Raw genomic sequence first — 22,500 nt, forward strand, 5'->3', positions numbered from 1 at the left:
GGCCCGCAACGGGTCAGTCGACCCGCACGAACACGTTCTTGTTCATTTCGCTGCCGCCAATGGCTTCCAGGCGCTTGCCGCCTTCCAGTACACGAACGTTCAGCAGGGCCATGCCGTCCTTGTTGCGGGCGGTGACCACGTCATCCTTGCGCTCCCACTCATCCACTTTCAGCTTGTTGCCATTGGCGATGATGTAGTCCTTGGAGAACTCCCAGGTTTGCTTGGGGGCTTCGAAGCCCATCACGGTGGTGGTCTGTTCGTAGGTGCCTTCGAGGGCGTCGTTGCCGCAGCCGGCCAGAACGAAAAACGGCAGGGCTGCAAGGGCGAGTTTCAGGGTACGCATGGGATTTCCTTTTCGGGTGGTGAGTCGGGGGTGGAGGAACCTGATGGCAGGTGCCACGAGGGTGCGTTGTCGGTGTGAAGGTGTTTTTGCTTTGCGGGCTGGAACGGTGTGTCCAGGGTGCCCAGAGCGACCGAAACCCATTCGGCGAATTCACCCTCGCTGCGCGACCAGAACAGGTTTGAGCCGCAGGCTGCGCAGAACTGGCGCTGTACGGTGGCAGAAGAGGCAAAGCTGTGAATGCGGTCGGCGCCGCGCAGAATGCGCAGGTGGGTGCGGGGCACACTGCCGTAGGACGCAAATGCGGCGCCATGGGCTTTGCGGCATTGGCTGCAATGGCAGTGGCTTATCGCCTTGGGTGGGGAGAGCAGTTGGTAGCCAACCGCAGCACAAAGGCAGCTTCCCTGGAATGTGCCTGGCATACGCTGTTCCGTGCGTAGGAAACGCGACAGCTTAAACGCAGTTGTGAGTGGCGTCGAGTGTCTGGAGGCTTAAGGCTTGGCCCCCTGGACGCTGCACCCTGGTCGGCTGCCCCATCCGTCGGTTTCAGGATGCGCCTGGTCGTTCGTACGCATCCGCTTGCGCCCACAAGTGCCATGCTTTCAGGATGCCCCCGTATCAGTGTGCGTAGACACATGAACAGGGGCACGGAGGCCGCCAGTACCACGCAACCGTGACGTGGCCGGCGCGCCGCAGCAGAACACGCCGGCACCCGCCAACATAACAACAGGGGCGGGGCCGTGATGCCGAGGTCCGCTGTATGCCTGATGAACTGCTTCACCTGCCCGCCGTTGAACGTATTCTGGCACGCCACCAGGGCACCCCTGGCGCGTTGCTGCCGATCCTGCATGCCATCCAGCAGGACATCGGTTTTGTCCCCGACGCCGCCGTCGCCGAAATCGCCCATGCGCTGAACCTCAGCCAGGCCGAGGTGCGCGGGGTGATCACCTTCTACCACGACTTCCACACCACACCGCCAGCCCGCCACACCCTGCGCCTTTGCCGCGCCGAGTCGTGCCAGAGCCGCGGTGCCGAAGCCTTGGCCGCACAATTGCGCGAGCAGTTGGCCCTGGACGACCATGGCACCAGCGCAGACGGTGCCATCAGCCTGCGCCCTGTGTACTGCCTGGGCGCATGCGCCTGTTCGCCGGCCCTGGAGCTGGACGGGCAGGTGCACGCGCGGCTCACCCCTGAGCGCCTGCGTGAGCTGGTGAACGGTTGCCGGGAGGACGCAGCATGCTGACGGTGTACGTACCTTGTGATTCGGTAGCCCGTGCTGTGGGGGCCGACCAGGTGGTCGATGCGCTGCAGCGCGAGGCCCTGCAGCGGCAGTTGCCGCTCGATGTGCAACGCACCAGCGCCCGCGGCCTGTACTGGCTGGAGCCCTTGGTTGAGTGTGACAGTGTGCAGGGCCGCGTCGGCTTTGGCCCGGTGACCCCGCAGGATGTGCCGTCGTTGTTCGACGCACTGCTTGGCGAGGCGGTTGGCCATGCGCTGGCACTCGGCCCGGTGGAAGCCATCCCCTACCTGAAAACCCAGCAACGCCTGTTGTTCGCCCGCGCTGGCATTACCCGGCCACTGTCGGTGGAGGATTACCGCGCCCATGGCGGCTTTGCCGGCCTGGAAGCGGCGGTAGCGATGAAGGGCGATGACGTGGTCGCCAGCGTGCTCGACTCGGGCCTGCGCGGCCGCGGTGGCGCTGCGTTCCCGGCAGGCATCAAGTGGCGTACCGTGCGGGGCGCTACCGGTGGGCAGAAGTATGTGGTGTGCAATGCCGACGAGGGCGACTCCGGCACCTTTGCCGACCGCATGCTGATGGAAGGCGACCCCTTCCTGCTGATCGAAGGCATGATCATCGCAGGCCTGGCCGTGGGCGCCGACAGGGGCTACATCTACGTGCGTTCCGAATACCCCGATGCCATCAGGACCCTGAACCAGGCGTTCGTGGTCGCGCGGGAGGCGGGCTACCTGGGTGCCAACGTCGCCGGCAGTGGCAAGGCCTTCGAGCTGGAGGTGCGGGTAGGCGCCGGTGCGTACATCTGCGGGGAAGAAACCGCGCTGCTCGAATCCATAGAAGGCAAGCGCGGCATTGTGCGTGCCAAGCCGCCGCTGCCGGCGCTCGAGGGGTTGTTCGGCCTGCCGACGCTGGTGCACAACGTGCTCACCCTGGCCTCGGTGCCGATCATCCTGGCCAAGGGCGCGGCGTTCTACCGCGACTTCGGCATGGGGCGCTCGCTGGGGACCATGCCGTTCCAGCTGGCCGGCAATATCCGCCACGGCGGGTTGGTGGAGCGGGCCTTCGGCCTGACCCTGCGTGAGCTGGTGGAGGGTTACGGCGGCGGCACTGCCAGCGGCCGGCCGCTGAAGGCCGCGCAGGTGGGTGGCCCGCTCGGCGCCTGGGTGCCGCCCAGCCACTTCGACACGCCGCTGGACTACGAAGCGTTCGCCGCCATGGGCGCCATGCTCGGCCACGGCGGGGTGGTGGTGGCCGACGATACCCTGAACATGGCCAGCATGGCGCGGTTTGCCCTGCAGTTCTGCGCCGAAGAGTCCTGTGGCAAGTGCACCCCGTGTCGCATCGGTTCCACCCGTGGCATGGAGGTGGTAGACCGGCTGATCGCCAGCCAGGACATCACCGACCGCCACGACCACGCGCTGCTGCTGCGCGACCTGTGCGACACCATGCAGTACGGTTCGCTGTGCGCCATGGGCGGCATGACTGCCTACCCGGTGGCCAGCGCCCTCAAGTACTTCCCTGCCGATTTCGGGCTGACCCAAACGGAGGCCGCGCAATGATCAACTACTTCGACCCGGAAACCGACCTGGGCACCCCAGCCCGTGACAGCGACGTGCAGGTCAGCCTGAACATCGATGGCCGTGCCATCAGTGTGCCGGCCGGTACTTCGGTGATGCGCGCCGCGGCCATGCTGGGCACCAGCATTCCCAAATTGTGCGCCACCGACAGCCTGGAGGCGTTCGGTTCGTGCCGCATGTGCATGGTGGAAATCGAAGGCATGCGCGGCTACCCGGCCTCCTGCACCACCCCGGTCAGCGAAGGCATGGTGGTGCGCACCGAGACGCCGCGCCTGGCGGGCCTGCGGCGCAATGTGATGGAGCTGTACATTTCCGACCACCCGCTGGACTGTCTGACCTGTTCGGCCAATGGCAACTGCGAGCTGCAGACCGTGGCCGGGCAGGTCGGCTTGCGCGAGGTGCGCTATGGCTACGACGGCGCCAACCACCTGGCCGAAAAGAAGGACCTTTCCAACCCGTATTTCAACTACGAGCCCAGCAAGTGCATCGTGTGCAGCCGCTGCGTGCGGGCGTGCGAGGACATCCAGGGCACCTTTGCACTGACCATCACCGGCCGTGGGTTCGAGTCCCGGGTGGCGGCCGCCGGTGGCGATGATTTCCTCAGTTCCGAGTGCGTGTCGTGCGGTGCCTGCGTGCAGGCCTGCCCGACGGCAACCCTGACCGAAAAGAGCCTGGTGCAGCTGGGCCAGCCGGAACGCACGGTGATCACCACCTGCGCCTACTGCGGCGTGGGCTGCTCGTTCCGCGCCGAGATGAAAGGCGACCAACTGGTGCGCATGGTGCCGGACAAGAACGGCGGGGCCAACCATGGCCACGCCTGCGTGAAAGGGCGTTTTGCCTGGGGTTACGCCACCCACCCGGACCGCATCACCAAGCCCATGATCCGCAAGCGCCTGGAAGACCCGTGGCAGGAGGTGAGCTGGGAAGAAGCGGTCACCTATGCCGCCAGCGAACTGCGCCGCATCCAGCTCAAATACGGGCGTGATTCGATCGGGGGCATCACCTCCAGCCGCTGCACCAACGAAGAGGCGTACTTGGTACAGAAACTGGTGCGTACGGCGTTCGGCAACAACAACGTCGACACCTGCGCGCGGGTGTGCCATTCCCCCACCGGCTATGGCCTCAAGCAGACCCTGGGGGAATCGGCGGGTACACAGAGCTTCGACTCGGTGATGAAGGCCGACGTGGTGCTGGTGATCGGTGCCAACCCAACCGATGCGCACCCGGTGTTCGGCTCGCAGCTCAAGCGCCGCTTGCGCCAGGGTGCCCGGCTGATCGTGATCGACCCACGGCGCATCGACCTGGTGGACTCGCCCCATGCCCGCGCCGAGTTGCACTTGCAGCTGCGCCCAGGCACCAACGTGGCCATGCTCAACGCCCTGGCCCATGTGGTGGTCACCGAAGGCCTGCTGGCCCAGCGCTTTATCGACGCCCGTTGCGAAACCGAGGACTTCGCCCGCTGGCGCGACTTTGTCAGCCTGCCGGAAAACGCCCCCGAGGTACTGGGCCCGGTCTGTGGCGTACCCGCCGCAGAGATCCGCGCGGCGGCCCGGTTGTACGCCACCGGCGGCAACGCGGCCATCTACTATGGCCTGGGGGTGACCGAGCACAGCCAGGGCAGCACGGCGGTGATGGGGATCGCCAACCTGGCCATGGCCACCGGCAACATCGGCCGCGAAGGGGTAGGGGTGAACCCGCTGCGCGGGCAGAACAACGTGCAGGGTTCGTGCGACATGGGCTCGTTCCCCCATGAGCTGCCCGGGTACCGGCATATTTCCAACGAGAGCGTGCGCGCCGAGTTCGAACAGGCCTGGGGCGTGACCCTGCAGCCCGACCCGGGCCTGCGTATCCCGAACATGTTCGAAGCCGCATTGGACGGTAGTTTCAAAGCGCTGTACTGCCAGGGCGAAGACATTGCCCAGAGTGACCCGAATACCCAGCACGTGACCGCAGCCTTGCTGGCCATGGAATGCGTGGTGGTACAGGACATCTTCCTCAACGAAACCGCCAAGTTCGCCCACGTGTTCCTGCCCGGCAGCTCGTTCCTTGAGAAGGACGGTACCTTTACCAATGCCGAACGGCGTATTTCGCGGGTGCGCAAGGTGATGGAACCGTTGGCCGGCAAGGCTGACTGGGAGGCCACCGTGGCCTTGGCCAACGCCTTGGGCTACCCGATGAACTACCGCCACCCGTCCGAGATCATGGACGAGATCGCCCGCCTGACGCCGTCGTTCCACCGTGTGAGCTACGCCGAGATCGAACGCCACGGCAGCTTGCAGTGGCCCTGCAACGATGCCGCGCCCGATGGCACGCCGACCATGCACATCGACCAGTTTGTGCGCGGCAAGGGCCGGTTCATGCTCACCGGGTACGTGCCTACCGACGAGAAGGTCAACGGGCGCTACCCGTTGCTGCTGACCACTGGGCGCATCCTTAGCCAGTACAACGTGGGCGCGCAGACGCGGCGCACCGGCAACGTGGCCTGGCACGACGCCGACCGCCTGGAGATCCACCCCACCGATGCCGAGAGCCGGGGTATCCAGGACGGTGACTGGGTGGGCATCGGCAGCCGGGCCGGGCAAACGGTGCTGCGCGCCCGTGTGAGCGGGCGGGTAGCGCCGGGGGTGGTGTACACCACGTTCCATTTCCCCGAATCTGGGGCCAACGTGATCACCACCGACAACTCCGACTGGGCCACCAACTGCCCTGAATACAAGGTCACGGCGGTGGAAGTGGTGAAGGTGTTCCAACCGTCGCAGTGGCAGAAGCGTTATCAGGACTTCAGTGACGAACAGCGGCGCCTGCTGCAGGAGCGCCGCAAAGCGGAGAAAGCCGAGGTGCGCCAATGAGCAATGACAGCCTGGTGAAGATGGCCAACCAGATTGCCCATTATTTCGACAGCGAACCTAACCGGGCGCTGGCCGTGCAAGGGGTACGCCAGCACCTGCACAGCTTCTGGACACCGTCGATGCGCAGGCAATTGCTGGCGTGGATCGACGAACATGCCGGGGAGGGGCTGGACCCGAAGGTGAAGGAGGCGTTGGGCTGAAACCGGTCAGTGGGCTGCCTCCAGTAACGCACGGAGGCAGCCCACACCGTCCAGTTATGCTGAGCGTGCCAGTTGCGCCAGGTGCGCGCTGGCTTCCTCGCTCTTGAGCACCAGTACATCGCTTTCCAGCGTATCCAGCACCACCTCCGATGTATTGCCGATCAAAGCGCCATTGATACCCGTTCGGCACACCGTACCGATCACCGTCACCACGGCGTCGAGCTTTTTCTGCACGTGGGGTATCAGCACGTCCGCTGGCCCTTCGGCCACATGCAGACGGTCCTCGCTGATGTCATATTCAGCCTGGAAGGCCTTGCACGCATCCCGGTAACGCTGCTCGATGGTTTCGCTCAGCTGGAAGGCCGGGTCGGCCGCGGAGAGCATCGGCGACGGGTGGGCACTGATGACGTGCAGCTCGCCCTTTGCCAGCGCCGCAATGTCATAGCCGTGGTCGACAATGGCGGCATGCAGCCGCCGGTGGTGGTCATCCTGGTTGCCGACGTCCACCGCTGCCAGGATCTTGCCCTCGGTCCACGGCCGCTCGCTTTTCACCATCAGCACCGCGCAGGGGCAGTGGCGCAACAGCTTCCAGTCGGTGGGGGTGAGCAGGGCGCGCTTGAGCGGGTTGTCGGGTCGGTGCTCCTTGATCACCAGCTCGCAGCCCTCGGCTTGCTGCACATGAATGATGGTGTCATGCAGCGTGCCGCGCCAGGCCTCCTCGTGGGTAACGTTGTCGTACCCGTCATCGTGCAGCTGGCTGCTCAGCAGGCTCAGCACCGCGCTGTGTTCGTGGCGCTTGTCGCACATCAGCAGGTGCAGGCGCGCACCCGTGACGCTGGCGATCAGTTTGGCCCGGGTCAAAGCCCGGCTGTGGGCGTGCTCAGGGTCGAGCACGACGAGAATGCTGCGGACGGCTTGCATGGGCGTAGACTCCCTTCGAGATTGGCAACCGGTGCCTGACTATAGTCGGCGCTTGCCCCGCGGGCGCTTGACGTATATCAAGCATAGCCACTGACGCAGGCCGCCGCCGCCGCTATAATCGCCGGCCCTGCCTGTTCTCTGTGGTTGCCCGCTCATGTCCCTGATCCCTGAAATCGACGCCTTTCTCGGCTGCCCCACGCCAGACGCCTGGATCCAGGCGGCGCTGGCCGATCAGGACACGCTGTTGATCGACCACAAGAACTGCGAATTCAAGGCTGCCAGCACGGCCCTCAGCCTGATCGCCAAGTACAACACCCACCTGGACCTGATCAACATGATGTCGCGCCTGGCGCGAGAGGAACTGGTGCATCACGAACAGGTGCTGCGCTTGATGAAACGCCGTGGAGTGCCCTTGCGGCCGGTGTCGGCAGGGCGCTACGCGTCTGGCCTGCGGCGCATGGTGCGGGCCCACGAACCGGTCAAGCTGGTGGATACGCTGGTGGTGGGGGCATTTATCGAAGCGCGCAGCTGTGAGCGCTTCGCGGCCCTGGTGCCGCACCTGGATGACGAGCTGGGCCGCTTTTACCACGGCCTGCTCAAGAGTGAGGCACGCCATTACCAGGGCTACCTGAAGCTGGCGCACCTTTACGGTGATGAGGCGGATATTGCTCGCCGGGTGGAGTTGGTACGCGCCGCGGAAGTGGAGCTTATCCAGTCACCCGACCAGGAGCTGCGCTTCCACAGTGGTATCCCCATGGCGCAAGCCGCCTGACAGTTGCCAGGCGGCCAGTGGGTCAGTCACGGCGGCCCAGCAACAGGCCAACCACCAGGCCAACGCCTGCAGAAATGGCAACGGTCTGCCACGGGTGCCCACCGATGTAGTCCTGGGTGGCGTCTACCATCGGCTGGGCCTTGTCACGCACGTTGCCGGCCGCTTCACGGGCCTGGCGCAGTTTCAGGCTCACTTGGGCGCGCAGGGTTTCCGCTTCCTCGCCCACCAGGGCAGCGCTGTCGTTGAGCAGTTTTTCCGATTCTTCGATCAGCGCCTGCAACTCGCTGAATACCTGGTCTTTGATCTGGTCGCTGTCGGCTGCAGCGGCATTTTTACGGGCCATGCCATGCTCCTCGTCTATGGGTTGTTAGAACAATGGATACTCGTGCGCCGTAAAAGTTGCTTCCAATCGCTGTTGGCGCGTTGGTGTAAGATAGCCGCCATTTACAGCTAGCAGGTGATCCATGAGTTTCAACCTCGCCAACATGAGCTTCGAGGAACGGGCGCAGATCGAGGCCGAGAAGGCGCGGCTGTTCGAAATGTGGCAGGCCAACTTGGGTAAGGCCAAGGGTGAAGCGGCGCGCCTGATCGCCGAGAAGCCCAGGCGCAAGGGCAAGTGGGCAGAGTGGGTGCGCAACGAGCTCGACAACATGACCCCGCCCGAGTACGGCAACATGGTGCGCAGCGAAGTCAACAAGCTGATGGCCGCAGCCAACGCCGGCCGCTAAGCCGGCATACCGGTACCTACCAGTCGGTGCCCTTGGGCAGGTCCAGCTTGCCTTCATCGGTGAAGCGTACGGTGCCCAGCGGCCCGCCGGCCAGCTTGCCGCGCAGCTTGTACGGCAGCCCTTGCAGCGCGTCGAGCTTGCCCAGGCCGTAGGCCTGGCGCAGGAAAGAAAACGCAGTGATGCTCACCGGTACCTCGATCACGGCTTCGCCATAACGCCCGATCTGCCCGTGCTGGTCGCTGACGCCTGCGGCCAGCGGTTGGCCGTTCACTTCCAGGTTGAGGGCAACCCCGTTGTAGTCGATGGGTGTTTCGTTGGGGTTTTGCACCCGCATTTTCACGGCCATGCGCAGCTCCAGGTCTTGCCCGGGTAAAGGGTCTATGCCGATCACGCTGACATTAACCGGCTCGCGCGGCTGCAGCAGGGCGCAGGCGCCAAGGGCGGTGACCATTACCAGTACCATGAACGAGCGGGTTGTACGGTAGAAGCGGGCAGTCATGAGGTAAAAACCTTGCCTTGGGGAGTGCGGGCAGTGTGGCAAATGCGCGTCGGCGTTGAAAGTGACAGCGTAGATGAAAGATACTGTTTCTCATTAACGCCCGATAATTACTCCTAACGTGCAGTGGCCGAACCCATGCTGACTTCCCCCGCGCCGGGCTTGCTGGCGAGTTTCCAGGAGCATTATGACGACCTGCTGCGGTTTCTGACCCGGCGCATGAGCGATCGCCAGCGTGCTGCGGATGTGGCTCAGGAAACCTACCTGAAGCTGGTTAAAATCGACGCCCAGGCGGTTCCGGTGTTGCATGCGCGCAGCTTCATCTTCCGGGTGGCGGGCAACCTGGCGATCGATGCCTTGCGGCGAGAGCGGCGGATCGCAGCGTGCCACGATGAAGGTGAGGGCGTTGTGAACGTGGCCTGCCAGGCACCCCCGCCGGAAGCGGCGTTGCTGGCCCATGAACGCTTGCAGATTCTTGACCAGGCGCTGTTGCAACTGCCGGCCAACGCGCGTCAGGCATTGCTGTTGAACCGGGTGGAAGGGCTGACGCAAAGGCAGGTAGCCCAGCGCCTGGGGGTGTCCGAAAGCATGGTGGCCAAGTACATCGGGCATGCCCTGCGCCACTGTCGGGGATGGTTGAAGCAGGCCGGTGTGGCTGCATCCGTGGCCGCGCTGGTGACAGCGCTGGTGGTTTGGCAGCAGGCGCCCGCGCTGCTGGCCGACTACCACACGGGCATAGGTGAGCGCCGGGTCATTATCTTGGCCGATGGCACGCGGGTGACATTGAACAGCGCCAGCGCCCTTGACGTGGCCTTTGACGAGCACGAGCGGCGCGTGGTGCTGGTGGCAGGCGAGGCGCTGTTCGAGACTGCGCCCGGGGCGCGGCCTTTTGTGGTCGAAACGGCGGCGCAGCGGGTGCGCGGCGATGCCGCACGCTTCAGTGTGCGCCGCGATGGCGGTGTGGTCCTGGCCCAAGGCACTGCGCAGGTCGGGGGGCAGCCTGTGGCAGTCGCCAGTGATGCCAGCACGCAGATGGCCTGGCAACGGGGCAAGCTGATCTTCAATGGCAGGCCGCTGGGCCAGGTGCTGGAAGAGCTGGAGCGTTACCGCCATGGCCGCATCGTGCTTTCAAACAGCCAGCTGGCAGCCATGGAGGTCAGCGGGGTGTTCGACCTCGATGACCCTCAGGCGTTGCTGCGTACCCTGGAACAGCGCTACGGCCTGACAGTCACCTACCTGCCATGGTTGGCGGTAGTGCGTTAAGCCGCCTGTGCGGGCTAACTGAAAAATACTTTCAATGGGGACTGCAAGTTCTTCCAGGCCAGATCGTCGTAGTGGGACTGATCAGCAACCTCTTCCCATTGACGACTTGCCTGGAAGCTCAATCGTGCATTTGAAGCCCATGCCCATCAACCGCCGCGGCGGTTACCTCCATCATGCTTTGATGTCCTGCAGCGCTGTGGCTTTGCTGGTCGGCCCGCTGCAGTTACAGGCCGCCAGCGCTGCGCAGCCTGCGCCACTGCAGGCCACACAGGTGCAGCTGAACGTCCCCGCCCAGCCCCTGGACCAGGCCCTGACGGCCTTTGCCGACCAGGCGGGTGTGCACCTGCTGTACACCACGGCCGACGTCGCCGGCCTTACCAGTACTGCCCTGCAGGGGCAGTACGGTGTGGAGCGGGCGCTGCAAGTGCTGCTGGCAGGCAGTGGCCTGCGCTGGCAGTTCACCGATGCCGGCACCATCACCTTGCGCAAGGCTGATGCCCCGCCGCAGGCTGTGAGCCTCAAGCCCATAGAGGTCAGCGTGGCGTCGCGCACCAGCACCGCCATCGCCGAAATCCCAGGTACCGTCTGGGTGGTTGACCAGCAGCAATTGCGCGAGCAGATCGACAGTGGCGTAAGCCTCAAGGAGGCCATCGGCAAGCTGGTCCCCGGCCTGGACCTGGCCCCGGAAGGGCGGACCAACTACGGCCAGAACATGCGCGGGCGCAATGTGCTGGTGATGATCGATGGGGTCAGCCAGAACAGCTCCCGTGGGCTGTCGCGCCAGTTCGACAGCATTTCGCCCTTCAACGTGGAGCGTGTGGAAGTGCTGTCCGGCGCCAGCGCCATCTACGGGGGCGGCGCTACCGGCGGCATCATCAACATCGTGACCAAGAAGGGCGAGCCCGGGCCGGCGCGCTTCGAAACCCAGCTTGGCGCCAGCAGCGGTTTCAACAACAGCGACGACCTCGCCACCCGCTTCGCCCAGTCGGTCAGCGGCGGCAACGACCGCTTCAACGCACGGCTGGGCGTGTCCGGGGAGCAGAACGAAGCGTTCTACGACGGTGCGGGCGACCAGATTTTCATCGACAACACCCAGACCGACCTGCAGTACAACCGCACCCTGGACCTGCTGGGTACCGTGGGTATGCAGTTCAACGACCAGCAAAGCCTGGACCTGCTGGCGCAGTACTACGATTCGGGCAACCACGGCAGCACCGGCATCTGGTTCCCCCACCTCAAGTACAACGCACCGTCGGACCTGGAGGACGCCGAACTGCGCAGCGGCTATTCGTCAGACCTCAACCCGCGCACCCGGCGCCTGTTGCTCAACGCCAACTACCACCACAGCGACGTGCTGGGCCAGGACTTCTACCTGCAAGCGTCCTACCGCAAGGAAGCCGACAATTTCTACCCGTTCCCTTACTACAACCGCGGTGCGCCGACCGGTTCACGAGGGGTGTATTTTGCCGGGTCCCAGCAGAACTTCGAGGTCACCAGCCTGAAGGGACTGTTCGCCAAACAGTGGGACACGTTGAAACTCACCTATGGCGTGGACGTTGACCGCGAGCGGTTCAATGCCGACCAGACCACCTTTGACGCCCGCACCTCGTCCGCCACCGGTGGCCTGGACCTGGACAAGACCGGCAAGGCGGCACGCTACCCCAGCTACCGGGTGGACGGCGTGTCGTTCTACGGGCAGCTGGACTGGCATGCCACGGACAACCTCACGTTCTCCGGCGGCGCGCGGCGTCAGCAGATGGACGTGGATGTTAGCAACTTCAAGGGGGTGCCGGGGGGCAGTAACGATTACCAGGTCAACCTGTACAACCTCGGGGCCATCTACGACTTCAAGAACGGCCATCAGCTGTGGACCAACTACGGCGAGGGTTTCGACCTGCCGGACCCGGCCAAGTATTACGGCAAGCCTGGCCTGAGCGTGGGTGACAACCCCCTGGCCGGTATCAAGAGCCGCCAGGTGGAGCTGGGCTGGCGCTACGCGGACCTGCAATGGGATGCGCAGGCGGCGCTGTATTACATCTGGTCGGACAAGATCATCAACGTCGATTCGCAAACGCTGACCATTGACGTGGAGGCTCAGAAGAGCCGTGATTTTGGTTTCGAGGGTGCGCTTACCCGTCATTTCCAGAGCGGCTGGGAGGCGGGTGGCACCTTGCACCTGACCCGTTCCGAAGAAGAGGCGGCCGGTGGCGGCTGGATCAAGCGTGATGCCCGCTATGCCTCGCTGTCCAAGGCCACAGCATTCGTTGGCTGGAAGGATGATGGCCGCAGCGCACGGCTGCAGGCCAACCGGGCGTTCAGCCTGAAGGACGATGCCGGGCACACGATCGACGGCTACACCACCTTCGACCTGCTGGGCAGCCAGGACACAGGCTTTGGCACATTCAGCGCCGGTATTCAGAACCTGCTGGACAAACAGTACAGCACGGTGTGGGGGCAGCGGGCTGCATTGTTCTATTCGCCTACCTACGGGCCGGCTTACCTGTACGACTACCAGGGGCGCGGGCGAACGTACACCTTGACCTGGAGCCTGGCGTACTGAGCACCCACCTTCGCGGCGCCTAGCGAGTTGGCGCCCGCCCCGAGCCGGTGCCCGTTCCTGCTTTCGTAGGAGCGAGCGCCAGCTCGCGATGCGCCGCAAAAGCGGCGCCCCCCAAAACCGCCCCCAGAAACATCAGGAATCATCTCCGCCCGCATTCTGCCTTTTGGCCCGAACCCTTTGCGCCGTAGGCTATCAAACCCCCAGGCGCAGCGTTTCGTACAGGAGGTGGAGCATGAAACCCCAATTTGCCATGCTATTGCTGGGTGCAGCCCTTTGCCTGCCGGTGCAGGCAGCCCCACAACCCGGGCTGCAGCCTGTCGCAGGCAGCAACAACCCCTACAACAGCCCCATCCAGCGCGCCAACCCCAATAGCCGCCAGGGCAGCGTTCCGGCAACGCCTGCGGTACGTGGCCCTTCCACGCAGCCCACACCACGCCCGCCCACGCTGGACAACCGCGGGATCGGTAACGGTGACAACCTGCGCCGCCAACAGCAAGCCCCCAACCTCGAACCCACGCGGCCCCCGCGCGACAACCCGCGCGCGCCTTGAGCCCTCTACCAAGCACTTGCCCTAAGGAACCCCGCATGTCCCGAGCAACCTGGCTAGTCACCCTCACCGCCGCTGCACTGTCACCGCTGCTGGCCCACGCCGCCGCGCAGCAGACGTTCAAAAGTGAAGAAGGCACGCTGACGGTAGACACCGTCGCCGATGGCCTGCGAAACCCGTGGGCGCTGGCATTCTTGCCGGGCGGCAAGGACCTGCTGGTGACCGAGCGCATGGGCAACCTGCGGGTCATCAGCGCCGAAGGCAAAGTGGGGCCGGCGATCAGCGGGGTACCGAAGGTCTGGACCGAGGGCCAGGGTGGCCTGCTGGATGTGGTGCTGTCACCCACGTTCGCCAAGGACCGCACCCTGTACCTGTCGTACGCCGAACAAGGCGATGACGGCAAGGGGGGGACGGCGGTGGGCCGTGGGCAACTGTCCGAGGACCGCGCCCGCCTGGAAAACTTCACCGTTATCTTCCGCCAGCAACCGAAGCTGTCCGAGGGCAATCACTTTGGCTCGCGCCTAGTGTTCGACCGCGACGGTTACCTGTTCATTGCCCTGGGCGAAAACAACCAGCGCCCCACCGCCCAGGACCTGGACAAGCTGCAAGGCAAGATTGTGCGCATTTTACCGGACGGCGAGGTGCCGAAGGACAACCCCTTTGTTGGCCAGAAAAACGTGCGCCCCGAGATCTGGTCCTACGGCCACCGCAACCAGCAGGGCGCAGCCCTGAACCCGTGGACGGGCAAGCTGTGGACCAACGAACACGGCCCGCGTGGCGGGGATGAAATCAATATTCCGGCGGCGGGCAAGAACTACGGCTGGCCGATCGCGACTCACGGCATCAACTATTCGATGCTGCCGATTCCGGAAGCCAAGGGCAAACATGTGGACGGCATGGTCGACCCCCACCATGTGTGGGAGAAATCCCCGGGCGTCAGTGGCATGGCGTTCTACGACAGCCCCGTGTTCACCGCCTGGGACCACAACCTGTTCATTGGCGCCCTGGCCACCGAGGAGCTGATCCGCCTCCAGCTGGACGGAGACAAGGTGGTGCACGAAGAGCGTTTGCTGGGCGACCTGAAGGCGCGCATCCGTGACGTGCGCGTTGGCCCGGACGGCTACCTGTATGTGCTGACCGATGCCAAGGACGGTGCGCTGTTGAAAGTGGGGCTAGCCCGCGACAATTGACCCGTTGGCATTGGCCGGCATGGGGCACGCGGGCGTGTACAATGCGCCATGGCCAACGACCCCCAAACCCTCTACCAGCAAGCCCTGAGCACCCAGGGCTTTGTTGCCGACCCCGCCCAGGCCTGTGCCGTTCAGGCCCTGCAGGCCTGCTTTGAGATGATCGAACGCGGCCGCGTTCCCGATGGGCTGTACCTTTGGGGCCCGGTGGGGCGTGGCAAGACCTGGCTGATGGACCAGTTTCACCGCTGCCTGCAGGTGCCAAGTCGGCGCCAGCACTTTCACCATTTCATGGCCTGGGTACACCAGCGCCTGTTCCAGCTCAACGGCACCCCAGACCCTCTGCTCGCGCTGGCGGCCGAGCTGGCAGGCCAGATCCGCGTGCTGTGCTTCGATGAATTGTTCGTCAATGACATTGCCGATGCGATCATCCTGGGGCGTTTGTTCCAGGTATTGTTCGACCGCGGCGTGGTGATCGTCGCTACCTCCAACCAGCCGCCCGACCAGCTCTACCGAGACGGCTTCAACCGCGAGCGGTTCTTGCCGGCCATCAAGGCAATCGAGCAGCACATGCACGTGTTGTCGGTGTCGGGCGAGCAGGATCACCGCTTGCATCCCGGGGCGCAGCGGCAGCGCTATTGGGTGGTGCCCGCCGGGCAGGTCAGCCAGTTTGCGGCCCTGTTCAGCCAGCTCAGCCCGGGCGACCCCGGTACCGATCAGCCTTTGGCCATGGGCAGCAGGCGGTTGCAGGTGTTGCGTCGCAGCCAGCACGTGATCTGGTGCCCATTCGCCAACCTGTGCGAACAGCCGTTCGCGACCGCCGAGTTCATGGCCCTGTGCGATGGGTTCACGGCCATCTTGCTTTCGGGTATTCCTGCCCTGGGCGGGCAGCAGCAGGCCGGCCGTATCGCCCGCGGTACCGAAGACGGTGCTGCGCGGGTAGCGGCGGGTGACCGGGAGTTGCCGGCGCTGTCGCCCAAGGACGATGCGGTGCGCCGCTTCATCGCCCTGGTCGACGAGTGCTACGACCGCCGAGTGGCCCTGTACCTGGAGGCACAGGTGCCGCTCGACCAGTTGTACACCGAGGGCTACCTGGCCTTCCCGTACCAGCGTACCCTCAGCCGGCTGAAGGAAATGCAGCTGCAACGTTTCGCCTGACGACGCCAGGCGCGGTGTTCAGCGCCCCAGCCAGTCGATCAGGGTGCGGTTGAACCGGACAGGTTCCTCGATCTGGGGTGCATGCCCCATGCCTTCGAAGGTGATCAGCTCCCCTTGGGGAATCAGCTTGGCGACGCGTGGGCCAAGCACGTCGTACTTGCCCAGCTTCGCCTTCACGTCCGCAGGTGCGATATCGCTGCCAATGGCCGTGGTGTCCTTGTCACCGATCAGCAGCAGCGTCGGCATCTGCAGGTGCTTGAACTCGTGATACACCGGTTGGGTGAAGATCATGTCGTAGATCAGCGCCGAGTTCCATGCCACCGCTTCATGCCCGGGCCCCTGGTTGAGCCCCACCAGCATCTGCACCCAGCGCTCGTACTGCGGCTTCCAGCGGCCGGCATAGTAGGTCTTGCGTTCATAGTCGCGCACGCCTGCTGCGTCCAGCTTGAGTTCGCGGGCATACCACTGGTCTACCGTGCGATAAGGCACCCCCAGAGCTTTCCAGTCTTCGAGGCCGATGGGGTTGACCATGGCCAGGCGTGTGACCTGCTGTGGGTACATCAGCGCGTAGCGGGTGGCGAGCATGCCGCCGGTGGAGTGGCCAAGCACGGCGCTCTGCTGGATGCCGAGGTGCTGCAGCAATGCATGGGTGTTGTCGGCCAGTTGCTGGAAACTGTACTGGTAATGCGCGGGCTTGCTGGAGGTACAGAAGCCGACCTGGTCGGGCGCGATCACCCGGTAGCCTGCCTTGCTCAGGGCATCGATGGTGGTTTCCCAGGTGGCGGCGCAGAAGTTCTTGCCGTGCATCAGCACGACGCTGCGGCCATTGGCCTGGCCTTGGGCGGGTACGTCCATGTACCCCATCTGCAGCACCTGGCGCTGGGATTCGAATTCAAAGTGCTTGAGCGGGTGAGGGTAGGTGAACCCTTCGAGCTGGGCACCGTAGGTGGGCGGTTCAGCGGCAATGGCCGAACTGCCGGCCAGGCAGGTCAGGGCCAGGGCGGTTGCGCGCAGCATGTGGCACTCCATGTCAGATCACGTAGGAAACGGCGACTGTACCAGCCGTTGGACACGGCGTAGTCGAGAAGGTGTTACCAAGCGTGAAACCAGCCCAGGGTGAGCATGACCAGCACGGCGTAGCGGCCGGCCTTGGCCAGGGTAACCAGCAGCAGGAAGCGCCACAGCGGTTCACCCATGATCCCGGCAATCAATGTGAGCGGGTCGCCGATCACCGGCACCCAGCTGAGCAGCAAAGACCAAGGGCCCCAACGCTGATAGCGGCGCTGCGCACGCGCCAATTGCGCGGGGCTGAAGGGGAACCAGCGCTTGTCGCGCAGGCGCTCGATGGCGCGCCCCAGCAGCCAGTTCACCACCGAACCCAACACATTGCCCAAGGTGGCGACCAGCAGCAGGGTTACCCAGGCTTCGGGCTGGCGCAGCAGCAAGCCGACCAGCACGGCCTCCGACTGCAGCGGCAGCAGGGTAGCGGCGCCAAAGGCGCTGAGAAACAGCGCCCACAGGCTGAACATCAGTAGCGGGCGACCACGGTGTCCTCGCCTTGCTGGGTGACCCCGATCACCTCATAGGCGTCCTTGCGCTCACCCATTTCCATGCCGGGTGACCCGACAGGCATGCCCGGCACCGCAACCCCCTTGAGGTCACTGCGCCCGGCCAGCAGGCGCACCTGCTCGGCGGGCACATGGCCCTCGACGAACTTGCCGTTGATCACGCCGGTGTGGCACGAAGCCAGGCGTGGCGCCACACCGAGGCGCTGTTTCACTGCGCTCATGTTCGGTTCAACGTGGTCATTCACGGTGAAGCCGTTTTCCTGCAGGTGGCTGATCCAGGCCTTGCAGCAGCCACAGTTCGGGTCGCGGTAGACATCGACGGTGTCGGCGGCCTGGGCGATGCCGGAGGCGGCCAGCAGGCCCAGCGTGAGCAGGTGTTTGCGCAGCATGATCAAAGCTCCTTGAGTGATGCGGGCGAAATACCGCCGACCGGGCCGGCAGCATAGCGCAGGCGCGGTTGCGGGGCAGCTTGCGATGCATGTTCGCCCGCAGCGCCTGTCAGCCTGCTGACGCATTCATTACAGCTTTGTCAGCTGGCAGCTCCGTCATCGGCAAGGTCACGCATCAGCAGGCCGTGCTCGAGCGCGACCTGTTCCGGAATCGGCAGGTACACCACGTGGCCGTCACCTGGCGCCACTGCAATGGCCTGCTGCTGGCGATTGCACAGCTGGTGCAGGTCGAAGTGATAGTTGCCGCGCGGCGTCATCAGCTCCAGGTGATCACCCACGGCAAAACGGTTCTTGACCTTGACTTCGGCCAGGCCGTCGATGCGCTGCCCGGTCAGCTCGCCCACGAACTGCTGGCGGTCGGACACCGAGTTGCCGCGCTGGTAGTTCTGGTATTCGTCGTGCACGTGGCGGCGCAGGAAGCCCTCGGTGTAACCGCGCTGCGCCAGCGATTCAAGGTTGCCCATCAACGCGCGGTCGAAGGGGCGCCCGTTCACGGCGTCATCAATGGCCTTGCGGTAGGACTGCACCGCACGGGCGCAGTAGAAGTGCGACTTGGTGCGGCCCTCGATCTTCAGCGAGTGCACACCCATGCCGGCCAGGCGCTCGACGTGCTGGATGGCACGCAGGTCCTTGGCGTTCATGATGTAGGTACCATGCTCGTCTTCGAACGCTGGCATTTCGGTGCCCGGGCGGTTGCTCTCCTGCAGCAGGAACACCTGGTCGGTGGGCGCCCCCAGGCCCAGCGTGGGCTGCACTTCGCGCACGATGTCGCCGGTCGCGTTTTCGCTGGCGGGTTTCACGTCGTACTGCCAGCGGCAGGCGTTGGTGCAAGTGCCTTGGTTGGCATCGCGCTTGTTCAGGTAGCCAGACAGCAGGCACCGGCCAGAGTAGGCCATGCACAGGGCGCCATGCACGAACACCTCCAGCTCCATGTCGGGCACCTGCTGGCGGATCTCGGCGATTTCTTCGAGCGAGAGTTCCCGCGAGAGGATCACCCGGGTAAGCCCCAGCGACTGCCAGAACTGCACGCTGGCCCAGTTGACGGTGTTGGCCTGCACCGACAGGTGCACCGGCATGTGCGGGAAGTGCTGGCGCACCAGCATGATCAAGCCGGGGTCGGACATGATCAACGCGTCGGGGGCCATGGCAATCACCGGTGCCAGGTCCTTGAGGAAGGTCTTGAGCTTGGCGTTGTGCGGGGCGATGTTGACCACGACGTAGAAGCGCTTGCCCAAGGCATGGGCCTCCTGGATGCCCAGGGCGAGGTTGGCGTGGTCGAACTCGTTGTTGCGCACCCGCAAGCTGTAGCGTGGCTGGCCCGCGTAGACCGCGTCGGCGCCATAGGCGAACGCATAGCGCATGGTCTTGAGGGTACCGGCTGGGGCCAGCAGTTCGGGCTTGGCAGTGGGGGTCATGGGCGCACCGGGTAAAGGGCGCGGATGCTAGCGCCTGGCGCGGGGTAGGTTATTGATCTGAATCAAGTGAACAACGGCACTTTTGGCAGTGCCGCGCGCACTAATATGCCAGTAACCCTCCGAGGACCGGAAATGAACGAAACCGCTTTGCAGAACAAAGCCCTGGCAGTGCTCCTGGCGCTGGTGACCATCGCCTTCGTGTGGATCTTGCTGCCCTATTACGGCGCCATCTTCTGGGCGGTGATTCTTGGCATCCTGTTTGCGCCTTTGCAGCGCAACCTGTTGATCCGCTTCGGGCGGCGGCGCAACGTGGCCGCCGGCGTGACCACGCTGATCTGCCTGCTGGTGGCGGTACTGCCGGTCATCGTCACCAGCGGCCTGCTGGTGCAGGAAGGCGCGTCGCTGTACCAGCGCATCCAGAGCGGGCAGCTGGACATTGCCGGGTACGTCGCGCGGGGCAAGGAGATGCTGCCGGCCTTCGCCCAGACGGGCCTGGACAACATGGGCATGGGCAACCTGGGGGCCTTGCGCGACAAGATCACCACCTGGGCCTCCGAGGGCAGCCAGATTCTCGCCAGCCAGGCGTTCAGCTTCGGCCAGGGTACGTTCGATTTCGTGGTCGGCTTCGGCATCATGATGTACCTGCTGTTCTTCTTCCTGCGCGAAGGCGCCGAGGTGGCCCGGCGCGTGCGCATGGCGGTGCCGCTGCCTGAGCACCAGAAGCGCCGCCTGCAGCTGAAGTTCAAGCGTGTGGTGCGTGCCACCGTCAAGGGCAACGTACTGGTAGCGATTACCCAGGGCGCGCTGGGTGGCTTCATCTTCTGGGTACTGGGTATTCCCAGTGCGCTGGTGTGGGCGGTGATGATGGCGTTCCTGTCGTTGCTGCCTGCCGTGGGCGCGGGCATTGTCTGGGGCCCCGTGGCGATCTACTTCCTGATGACCGGTGCAATCCTTCAGGGGGTGATATTGACCGCCTTCGGGGTATTGGTGATCGGCCTGGTGGATAACCTGTTGCGGCCGATTCTGGTAGGCAAGGACACGCGCATGCCAGACTACCTGATCCTCGTATCTACCCTGGGTGGGCTGTCGGTGTTCGGGCTCAACGGCTTCGTGATCGGGCCATTGATCGCGGCGCTGTTCATCTCCAGCTGGGCGATTTTCGTGTCCAACAAGCCGCAGGTGCAGTTACCCCAGTAGCCTTCACCCCAGGCTGCCGAGCAGGGCATTGGCCTGCGCCGTCTGGGGCATTTCGCCGGCTGCCAGGCGGCGGTTGATGTCATCCACTACGGCCGGCAGCCCGTTGAGCGTATCGACCAGGTAGTGGGGTTGCGCCCCTTCGAACAGGGCCGCGATGCGCATGCGCTGGTGCTGCAGTTGTTCGCCGGTCAGTGCCTGGTAGCCCTCCCAGCTCAGGCCCAGGGCGTTGCCTGAGCACATCAGGGCGACGGTCCACATGCCGGCACGCCGGCCTTCCAGAATACCCGGCAGCGTGTCGTCGACCTTGACGCACGCTGCAACGTCCTCGATGCCCAGCGCGATCACGTTGGCCAGCGCCTGGGCCGGCCAGGGGCGGCCGTTGGGTGTTTCATCCGTGGCTACCACGTGGTCGGCCACGTAACCGCTGCTGGCAGCCAGCGCGACCACCCTGTCCATCACGCGCTTGGGGTAGCCAGAGCATGAGCCGATCTTGAGGCCGCTCGCGCGCAGGCGCTTGAGCGTGTGCAATGCGCCGGGAACCAACGCCGAGTGCAGTGCGATCTTGTCGATCTGCAGGGGCATGAAGCGTTGGTAGATGGCCGTGACGTCTTCATCAGTAGGTAGCCGGCCAAAGGCTTGGCAATACTGTGAGGCGATGGTTGGCACATTGCACAACGTGCGGATGTGGTCCCATTTGCCCATGCCCATCGGGCCGCGGGCTTCTTCGAGTGTAAGGCTGACGCCGAATTCGGCGAAGGCCTCGACAAAAATCTGGGTAGGGGCAAAAGAACCGAAGTCGACTACGGTGCCGGCCCAGTCGAGGATGGCGGCCTGTAATTGCGCAGGGTTGCTGTAGTTCATGGGTGCTGTTTCCAGATAGTCGATGGGGGTCAGATGTACCGGATGTGCAGGTCACGAAGTACCTCTGCTACGGCGTTCACCGCTGCCTGCATGCGGTCCTGCGATACCGCGCCGATGCAGCCGACGCGGAAGGTGTCCACCTCGGTCAGCTTGCCTGGGTAGAGAATGAAGCCCTTGGCCTTGACCCCTTCGTAGAAGTCCTTGAAGCGATAGCGGGCATCGCGCGGCGCATGGAAGGTGACGATGATGGGTGCCTGGACTTCAGCGGGCAAAAAGCGGCGCAGCCCCAGCTCAGCCATACCATGCAGCAGGCATTCGCAGTTTTCGGCATAGCGGCGCGCCCGTGCGGGCAGGCCGCCTTGCTCGGCATACTGCTGCAGGGCTTCGTGCAGGGCAGCCACCACGTGGGTGGGAGGTGTGAAGCGCCATTGGCCGGTGCTGGCCATGTAGGCCTGCTGGTCGCAGAGGTCCAGCGCCAGCGAGTGGGCATTGCCTGCCGCGGCCGCCAGCGCGTGCTTCTGGGCGAGCACGAACGCCATGCCCGGCACCCCCTCCAGGCATTTTCCCGAGGCGGCGATCAGCGCTTCGAAGGGTGTGCTGCTGGCGTCTATCGGGATGGCGCCGAACGAGCTCATGGCATCGATGATCAGGCGCTTGCCATGCCTGCTCACCACCTGTGCGATCAGCTCCAGCGGGTTGCGGATGCCGGTGCTGGTTTCGCAGTGAACCAGCACCACATGGGTGACATCGGCGTGCTCAGTGAGCAGCCGATCGACCTGCGCGGCGCTCACAGCCTGGTCTTCGGCGGTTTCGAACGGCAGGCAGGTGCGCCCGAGTACCCGGCAGATGTTGGCGATGCGGCGGCCGTAGGCGCCATTGATCAGCACCAGCACCTTGCCTGCGCGGGGTACCAGGGTACCGATGGCCGCTTCTACCGCGAACGTGCCGCTGCCTTGCAGCGGTACGCAGTGATGGGTGGCGTTGGCGCTGGCGATGGCCAACAGTTGTTCGCACACGCGGTGGGTGATGCGGTTGAAATCCTCGTCCCAGGAGCCCCAGTCCACCAGCATGGCCTGGCGGGTGCGCAGGGAAGTGGTGAGGGGGCCGGGGGTCAAAAGAGTGGGCGCGGTGCTCATGGGGGATGCCTCGTCAGCAGTGGCCGTGGTTGTGGCATG

The 22,500-nt window shown here is 64.6% G+C and carries 23 protein-coding genes; 12 read left to right on the forward strand and 11 right to left on the reverse strand.

Annotation, left to right across the window (positions count from 1 at the left end; genetic code table 11):
- Positions 1-13: 13 nt before the first annotated feature.
- A complete protein-coding gene (locus PPA02S_RS05480; protein WP_028632545.1) occupies positions 14-343 on the reverse strand; it encodes a hypothetical protein in 330 nt (109 codons plus the stop codon).
- On the reverse strand, positions 331-762 hold the full coding sequence (locus tag PPA02S_RS05485) for a GFA family protein (RefSeq protein ID WP_042141335.1): 432 nt from the start codon (positions 760-762) through the stop codon (positions 331-333). The genes PPA02S_RS05480 and PPA02S_RS05485 overlap by 13 nt, the downstream gene beginning before the upstream one ends.
- 338 nt (positions 763-1,100) lie before the next feature.
- Between PPA02S_RS05485 and PPA02S_RS05490 the strand changes: the two genes are divergently transcribed.
- From PPA02S_RS05490 to PPA02S_RS05505, 4 genes are read left to right on the forward strand one after another with little or no spacing between them, the layout of a single operon-like run.
- The gene (locus tag PPA02S_RS05490) at positions 1,101-1,583 is read left to right on the forward strand and encodes a formate dehydrogenase subunit gamma (protein ID WP_028632546.1); all 483 of its coding nucleotides are present in this window, start codon (positions 1,101-1,103) and stop codon (positions 1,581-1,583) included.
- Positions 1,577-3,136 carry a formate dehydrogenase beta subunit gene (locus PPA02S_RS05495; RefSeq protein WP_028632547.1) on the forward strand — a complete coding sequence of 520 codons (1,560 nt, stop codon included), beginning with the start codon at positions 1,577-1,579 and terminating at the stop codon, positions 3,134-3,136. Before PPA02S_RS05490 ends, PPA02S_RS05495 begins: the two co-directional genes overlap by 7 nt.
- Positions 3,133-6,003 (forward strand): formate dehydrogenase subunit alpha, encoded by a 2,871-nt coding sequence (fdhF, locus tag PPA02S_RS05500; RefSeq protein WP_028632548.1) that lies wholly within the window; start codon positions 3,133-3,135, stop codon positions 6,001-6,003. Before PPA02S_RS05495 ends, fdhF begins: the two co-directional genes overlap by 4 nt.
- On the forward strand, positions 6,000-6,203 hold the full coding sequence (locus PPA02S_RS05505; protein WP_028632549.1) for a formate dehydrogenase subunit delta: 204 nt from the start codon (positions 6,000-6,002) through the stop codon (positions 6,201-6,203). Before fdhF ends, PPA02S_RS05505 begins: the two co-directional genes overlap by 4 nt.
- Positions 6,204-6,257: 54 nt before the next feature.
- On the opposite strand, the gene PPA02S_RS05510 is transcribed toward PPA02S_RS05505, so the two are convergent.
- Complete coding sequence (locus tag PPA02S_RS05510) at positions 6,258-7,124, reverse strand: universal stress protein (protein ID WP_028632550.1); 867 nt, start codon at positions 7,122-7,124, stop codon at positions 6,258-6,260.
- Positions 7,125-7,278: 154 nt separating this feature from the next.
- Between PPA02S_RS05510 and PPA02S_RS05515 the strand changes: the two genes are divergently transcribed.
- Complete coding sequence (locus PPA02S_RS05515) at positions 7,279-7,896, forward strand: MiaE family protein (protein ID WP_028632551.1); 618 nt, start codon at positions 7,279-7,281, stop codon at positions 7,894-7,896.
- A 22-nt stretch (positions 7,897-7,918) separates the two neighbouring features.
- Here the strand turns inward: PPA02S_RS05515 and PPA02S_RS05520 are convergent, their stop codons facing one another.
- On the reverse strand, positions 7,919-8,239 hold the full coding sequence (locus tag PPA02S_RS05520; protein WP_028632552.1) for an ElaB/YgaM/YqjD family protein: 321 nt from the start codon (positions 8,237-8,239) through the stop codon (positions 7,919-7,921).
- Between the two features lie 121 nt (positions 8,240-8,360).
- Between PPA02S_RS05520 and PPA02S_RS05525 the strand changes: the two genes are divergently transcribed.
- Positions 8,361-8,624, forward strand: a complete 264-nt coding sequence (locus PPA02S_RS05525; RefSeq protein WP_028632553.1) for a hypothetical protein — start codon at positions 8,361-8,363, stop codon at positions 8,622-8,624.
- A 16-nt stretch (positions 8,625-8,640) separates the two neighbouring features.
- Here the strand turns inward: PPA02S_RS05525 and PPA02S_RS05530 are convergent, their stop codons facing one another.
- The gene (locus PPA02S_RS05530; protein WP_028632554.1) at positions 8,641-9,123 is read right to left on the reverse strand and encodes an LEA/WHy family protein; all 483 of its coding nucleotides are present in this window, start codon (positions 9,121-9,123) and stop codon (positions 8,641-8,643) included.
- A gap of 135 nt (positions 9,124-9,258) precedes the next feature.
- On the opposite strand from PPA02S_RS05530, the gene PPA02S_RS05535 reads away from it, so the two are divergent.
- The 5 genes from PPA02S_RS05535 to zapE all read left to right on the forward strand — a co-directional run bounded on the left by PPA02S_RS05535 (position 9,259) and on the right by zapE (position 15,835).
- On the forward strand, positions 9,259-10,383 hold the full coding sequence (locus PPA02S_RS05535; protein WP_028632555.1) for a sigma-70 family RNA polymerase sigma factor: 1,125 nt from the start codon (positions 9,259-9,261) through the stop codon (positions 10,381-10,383).
- A 139-nt stretch (positions 10,384-10,522) separates the two neighbouring features.
- On the forward strand, positions 10,523-12,943 hold the full coding sequence (locus PPA02S_RS05540; protein ID WP_033727930.1) for a TonB-dependent receptor: 2,421 nt from the start codon (positions 10,523-10,525) through the stop codon (positions 12,941-12,943).
- 232 nt (positions 12,944-13,175) lie between these two features.
- The gene (locus PPA02S_RS05545; RefSeq protein ID WP_028632557.1) at positions 13,176-13,493 is read left to right on the forward strand and encodes a hypothetical protein; all 318 of its coding nucleotides are present in this window, start codon (positions 13,176-13,178) and stop codon (positions 13,491-13,493) included.
- 35 nt (positions 13,494-13,528) lie between these two features.
- Positions 13,529-14,680, forward strand: a complete 1,152-nt coding sequence (locus tag PPA02S_RS05550; protein ID WP_028632558.1) for a PQQ-dependent sugar dehydrogenase — start codon at positions 13,529-13,531, stop codon at positions 14,678-14,680.
- A 48-nt stretch (positions 14,681-14,728) separates the two neighbouring features.
- Positions 14,729-15,835 (forward strand): cell division protein ZapE, encoded by a 1,107-nt coding sequence (zapE, locus tag PPA02S_RS05555; protein WP_028632559.1) that lies wholly within the window; start codon positions 14,729-14,731, stop codon positions 15,833-15,835.
- Between the two features lie 18 nt (positions 15,836-15,853).
- On the opposite strand, the gene PPA02S_RS05560 is transcribed toward zapE, so the two are convergent.
- The 4 genes from PPA02S_RS05560 to trhP form a co-directional block, all read right to left on the reverse strand.
- Positions 15,854-16,852 (reverse strand): alpha/beta fold hydrolase, encoded by a 999-nt coding sequence (locus PPA02S_RS05560; RefSeq protein WP_028632560.1) that lies wholly within the window; start codon positions 16,850-16,852, stop codon positions 15,854-15,856.
- A 74-nt stretch (positions 16,853-16,926) separates the two neighbouring features.
- The gene (locus PPA02S_RS05565; RefSeq protein WP_028632561.1) at positions 16,927-17,364 is read right to left on the reverse strand and encodes a YqaA family protein; all 438 of its coding nucleotides are present in this window, start codon (positions 17,362-17,364) and stop codon (positions 16,927-16,929) included.
- The gene (locus PPA02S_RS05570; RefSeq protein WP_028632562.1) at positions 17,364-17,792 is read right to left on the reverse strand and encodes a DUF411 domain-containing protein; all 429 of its coding nucleotides are present in this window, start codon (positions 17,790-17,792) and stop codon (positions 17,364-17,366) included. Before PPA02S_RS05570 ends, PPA02S_RS05565 begins: the two co-directional genes overlap by 1 nt.
- A 140-nt stretch (positions 17,793-17,932) precedes the next feature.
- The gene (trhP, locus tag PPA02S_RS05575) at positions 17,933-19,267 is read right to left on the reverse strand and encodes a prephenate-dependent tRNA uridine(34) hydroxylase TrhP (protein WP_028632563.1); all 1,335 of its coding nucleotides are present in this window, start codon (positions 19,265-19,267) and stop codon (positions 17,933-17,935) included.
- A 132-nt stretch (positions 19,268-19,399) separates the two neighbouring features.
- On the opposite strand from trhP, the gene PPA02S_RS05580 reads away from it, so the two are divergent.
- A complete protein-coding gene (locus tag PPA02S_RS05580) occupies positions 19,400-20,464 on the forward strand; it encodes an AI-2E family transporter (RefSeq protein WP_028632564.1) in 1,065 nt (354 codons plus the stop codon).
- A gap of 3 nt (positions 20,465-20,467) precedes the next feature.
- Here PPA02S_RS05580 and phnX read toward each other — a convergent pair whose 3' ends face one another.
- Together phnX and PPA02S_RS05590 are read right to left on the reverse strand one after the other, a co-directional pair.
- Entirely contained in the window at positions 20,468-21,325 is an 858-nt protein-coding gene (phnX, locus tag PPA02S_RS05585; protein WP_028632565.1) for a phosphonoacetaldehyde hydrolase, read from the reverse strand.
- A gap of 29 nt (positions 21,326-21,354) precedes the next feature.
- Entirely contained in the window at positions 21,355-22,461 is a 1,107-nt protein-coding gene (locus tag PPA02S_RS05590; protein WP_028632566.1) for a 2-aminoethylphosphonate--pyruvate transaminase, read from the reverse strand.
- Between the last annotated feature and the right edge of the window lie 39 nt (positions 22,462-22,500).

This window comes from Pseudomonas parafulva NBRC 16636 = DSM 17004 (assembly GCF_000730645.1).
Taxonomy (GTDB): Bacteria; Pseudomonadota; Gammaproteobacteria; order Pseudomonadales; family Pseudomonadaceae; genus Aquipseudomonas; species Aquipseudomonas parafulva.

Excerpts from the sequence above, each read along its gene's own strand:
- PPA02S_RS05480 (WP_028632545.1), bottom strand. The coding sequence starts at position 343 with ATGCGTACCCTGAAACTCGCCCTTGCAGCCCTGCCGTTTTTCGTTCTG.
- PPA02S_RS05485 (WP_042141335.1), bottom strand. The coding sequence starts at position 762 with ATGCCAGGCACATTCCAGGGAAGCTGCCTTTGTGCTGCGGTTGGCTAC.
- PPA02S_RS05490 (WP_028632546.1), top strand. The coding sequence starts at position 1,101 with ATGCCTGATGAACTGCTTCACCTGCCCGCCGTTGAACGTATTCTGGCA.
- PPA02S_RS05495 (WP_028632547.1), top strand. The coding sequence starts at position 1,577 with ATGCTGACGGTGTACGTACCTTGTGATTCGGTAGCCCGTGCTGTGGGG.
- fdhF (WP_028632548.1), top strand. The coding sequence starts at position 3,133 with ATGATCAACTACTTCGACCCGGAAACCGACCTGGGCACCCCAGCCCGT.
- PPA02S_RS05505 (WP_028632549.1), top strand. The coding sequence starts at position 6,000 with ATGAGCAATGACAGCCTGGTGAAGATGGCCAACCAGATTGCCCATTAT.
- PPA02S_RS05510 (WP_028632550.1), bottom strand. The coding sequence starts at position 7,124 with ATGCAAGCCGTCCGCAGCATTCTCGTCGTGCTCGACCCTGAGCACGCC.
- PPA02S_RS05515 (WP_028632551.1), top strand. The coding sequence starts at position 7,279 with ATGTCCCTGATCCCTGAAATCGACGCCTTTCTCGGCTGCCCCACGCCA.
- PPA02S_RS05520 (WP_028632552.1), bottom strand. The coding sequence starts at position 8,239 with ATGGCCCGTAAAAATGCCGCTGCAGCCGACAGCGACCAGATCAAAGAC.
- PPA02S_RS05525 (WP_028632553.1), top strand. The coding sequence starts at position 8,361 with ATGAGTTTCAACCTCGCCAACATGAGCTTCGAGGAACGGGCGCAGATC.
- PPA02S_RS05530 (WP_028632554.1), bottom strand. The coding sequence starts at position 9,123 with ATGACTGCCCGCTTCTACCGTACAACCCGCTCGTTCATGGTACTGGTA.
- PPA02S_RS05535 (WP_028632555.1), top strand. The coding sequence starts at position 9,259 with ATGCTGACTTCCCCCGCGCCGGGCTTGCTGGCGAGTTTCCAGGAGCAT.
- PPA02S_RS05540 (WP_033727930.1), top strand. The coding sequence starts at position 10,523 with ATGCCCATCAACCGCCGCGGCGGTTACCTCCATCATGCTTTGATGTCC.
- PPA02S_RS05545 (WP_028632557.1), top strand. The coding sequence starts at position 13,176 with ATGAAACCCCAATTTGCCATGCTATTGCTGGGTGCAGCCCTTTGCCTG.
- PPA02S_RS05550 (WP_028632558.1), top strand. The coding sequence starts at position 13,529 with ATGTCCCGAGCAACCTGGCTAGTCACCCTCACCGCCGCTGCACTGTCA.
- zapE (WP_028632559.1), top strand. The coding sequence starts at position 14,729 with ATGGCCAACGACCCCCAAACCCTCTACCAGCAAGCCCTGAGCACCCAG.
- PPA02S_RS05560 (WP_028632560.1), bottom strand. The coding sequence starts at position 16,852 with ATGCTGCGCGCAACCGCCCTGGCCCTGACCTGCCTGGCCGGCAGTTCG.
- PPA02S_RS05565 (WP_028632561.1), bottom strand. The coding sequence starts at position 17,364 with ATGTTCAGCCTGTGGGCGCTGTTTCTCAGCGCCTTTGGCGCCGCTACC.
- PPA02S_RS05570 (WP_028632562.1), bottom strand. The coding sequence starts at position 17,792 with ATGCTGCGCAAACACCTGCTCACGCTGGGCCTGCTGGCCGCCTCCGGC.
- trhP (WP_028632563.1), bottom strand. The coding sequence starts at position 19,267 with ATGACCCCCACTGCCAAGCCCGAACTGCTGGCCCCAGCCGGTACCCTC.
- PPA02S_RS05580 (WP_028632564.1), top strand. The coding sequence starts at position 19,400 with ATGAACGAAACCGCTTTGCAGAACAAAGCCCTGGCAGTGCTCCTGGCG.
- phnX (WP_028632565.1), bottom strand. The coding sequence starts at position 21,325 with ATGAACTACAGCAACCCTGCGCAATTACAGGCCGCCATCCTCGACTGG.
- PPA02S_RS05590 (WP_028632566.1), bottom strand. The coding sequence starts at position 22,461 with ATGAGCACCGCGCCCACTCTTTTGACCCCCGGCCCCCTCACCACTTCC.